This is a genomic window from Bacillus haikouensis (assembly GCF_013179555.1).
Taxonomy (GTDB): Bacteria; Bacillota; Bacilli; order Bacillales; family Bacillaceae_B; genus Rossellomorea; species Rossellomorea haikouensis_A.
This window is the reverse complement of record NZ_JABMCR010000416.1, coordinates 1-2,713: the sequence shown is the minus strand read 5'-3', so window position 1 is coordinate 2,713 and position 2,713 is coordinate 1. Positions and strand designations below refer to the sequence as shown.

The following is a 2,713-nucleotide window of genomic DNA, read 5'->3' as shown; positions in this document are numbered from 1 at the left end:
CCCTTTTTTGCCTTCTTTGTACGGCGTTAACAGTTCGGCAGCTTTTGTTGTGTACCGGTCCTTGAACTGAGCTTTCCCCGCCGGCTTAATGTGTTGAAATGTGCTCATGAAGCTTCTCCTTGCGGTAGATGATGCGTCCGTTTTTGATGACGGTGTTCGTGTGATTCACTCCGTAATGGTATGGAACATAATGGTAGTTTGGTGCATCCCAAAGGACGATGTCGGCTTTACGGCCATTTGCAATTTTGCCTGCCTGCTCTCCCCGGTTGATCGCGTATGCAGAATTGACCGTGACGGCATTCCAGACTTCTTCCGGCGTCATCTTCAGCTGAAGTGACGCAAGGTTCATGATGAATTGCAGGTTCTCGGTCGGCGAACTGCCGGGATTGAAGTCGGTTGAAAGCGCGACTGCCGCTCCCGCTTCGAGCATGCCCCTTGCGTTGGCAAACTTGCCTTTGTTCAGGTAGAAAGACGTGCCCGGCAGAAGGACGGCGATGGTGTCTGTTGCGCCTAATGCCTGGATGCCTTTTTCAGATGCACCCACCAAATGATCTCCGCTTATCGCTCCAATTTCGGTGGCCATTTCCGTCCCTCCGAGTGGATCGATTTCATCCGCGTGGATCTTTACAGAGAAACCTTTTTCCTTGGCTGCTTTTAAAAATTGGCGTGACTGCTCGACGGTGAAGACGCCGGTTTCACAGAAAATGTCAACGAATTCAGCCAGGTTTTCTTTTTCGATGTCTGATAATAGTTCCAACATTTCGTTCAGGAATTCATCGGACCGTTCTTTGTATTCCGGCGGGATGGCATGCGCGCCCAGGAATGTGGAAACCAGGTCCGCTGCATGTTCATCATTCAGTTTTTGCGTGACGCGCAGCTGTTTCAGTTCGGTTTCTTTATCTAATCCGTAGCCGCTTTTGGCTTCGACCGTGGTGATACCGTACGAAATCATTCTATCCAGGTGGAACCTGGCTTTCTTGAGTAGTTCTTCTTCAGATGCTTCGCGGGTGGCTCCTACTGTCGAAAGGATTCCTCCGCCCCGTTTCAGGATCTCCAAATATGGCACTCCCTGCTGCTTCAATGCCATTTCATGTTCACGGGAGCCTCCGAATACGAGATGGGTGTGCGGGTCAACAAGACCTGGTGTTACGAGTTTTCCTTCGGCATCGATTCGTTCGGTCGATTTATGTGCCTGAGCTTCTTCGTGTGTACCGATCCACTCGATGAGGCCGTCCTTGATCCCGAGAGCGGCATTTTCACGGACAGGCAGTTCACTCATTTCTTTTCCTTTTAAGGGACCGCTTCCATGGTCCATCGTGAGTAGCTGGCCAATATTTTCAATGATTGTATCGAATTGTTTTGTCATTAGTTATTCTCCTCCTTTTTTCATCGGGATTTGAATGTTGTGTTTGTCTGCTGTCTGTTCAGCGATATCATATCCTGCGTCGACGTGACGGATGACGCCCATGCCCGGGTCAGTGTTGAGCACGCGTTCCAGACGTTCCTGTGCAAGGTCTGTTCCGTCTGCTACAACGACCATTCCTGCGTGCAGGGAGTAACCCATGCCCACTCCGCCTCCGTGATGGAATGAGATCCAAGATCCGCCTGCAGCTGTGTTGATCAGCGCGTTCAGGATCGCCCAGTCCCCCACGGCGTCACTGCCGTCTTTCATGCTTTCTGTTTCACGGTTCGGCGATGCAACGGAGCCGCAGTCAAGGTGATCCCGGCCGATGACGATCGGTGCTTTCAACTCGCCTTTGCGTACCAATTCATTGATGGCAAGGCCCATCTTCATCCGCTCGCCGTATCCAAGCCAGCAGATCCGTGAAGGCAGCCCTTGGAATGACACTTGTTCCTGAGCCATATCGATCCAGCGGTTGAGCGCTTCGTTTTCAGGGAAAAGTTCTTTGATCAAACGGTCTGTGCGGTAGATATCTTCCGGATCACCGGATAGGGCTGCCCAGCGGAACGGTCCTTTTCCTTCACAGAATAAAGGGCGGATATAAGCAGGAACGAATCCAGGGAAATCGAATGCATTATCGATTCCTTCGTCTTTCGCTACCTGGCGGATATTGTTGCCATAGTCGAATACGATCGAGCCGCGTTTTTGGAATTCGAGCATCGCCTCTACGTGCTTTGCCATGCTTTTTTGTGACAGCTTGGTGTATTCGGACGGATTTTCTTTTCTTAATCGTGCAGCATCTTCAAGCGTAAATCCTTCAGGTACATACCCGTTGAGCGGATCGTGTGCTGAAGTCTGGTCGGTCACGATATCGATTTTTACGCCTTTTTCCAAGAATTCGTGATGAACTTCAGCTGCATTTCCTAACAGCGCGATGGATAATGCTTTCCCCTGGTCTCTTGCTTCGTACGCCATCGCAACCGCTTCGTCGAGGGAATCCGTCTTCACATCACAATATTTCGTATCGAGGCGCTTCTGGATGCGTTCTTCATCGACGTCGACCGCAATGACCACCCCTCCGTTCATGGAAACGGCCAATGGCTGAGCACCGCCCATTCCCCCTAAACCGGCTGTGAGGGTGATCGTGCCTTTTAGTGAGTTGTTGAAATGCTTTTTCGCCAATGCCGCAAATGTTTCGTATGTTCCTTGCAGGATCCCTTGAGTCCCGATGTAAATCCAGCTTCCCGCCGTCATTTGCCCGTACATCATGAGACCTTTCTGATCAAGTTCGTGGAAGTGCTCCCAGTTCGC

General features: G+C 51.0%; 2 protein-coding genes. Both read right to left on the bottom strand.

The window, feature by feature from the left end:
- Positions 1-85 precede the first annotated feature (85 nt).
- Positions 86-1,366, bottom strand: coding sequence for an imidazolonepropionase (hutI, locus tag HP456_RS22470; protein WP_172255233.1), 1,281 nt, complete (start codon positions 1,364-1,366; stop codon positions 86-88).
- A gap of 3 nt (positions 1,367-1,369) precedes the next feature.
- Positions 1,370-2,713: urocanate hydratase (hutU, locus tag HP456_RS22465; RefSeq protein ID WP_172255231.1), on the bottom strand; the 1,344-nt coding region annotated here is incomplete at its 5' end.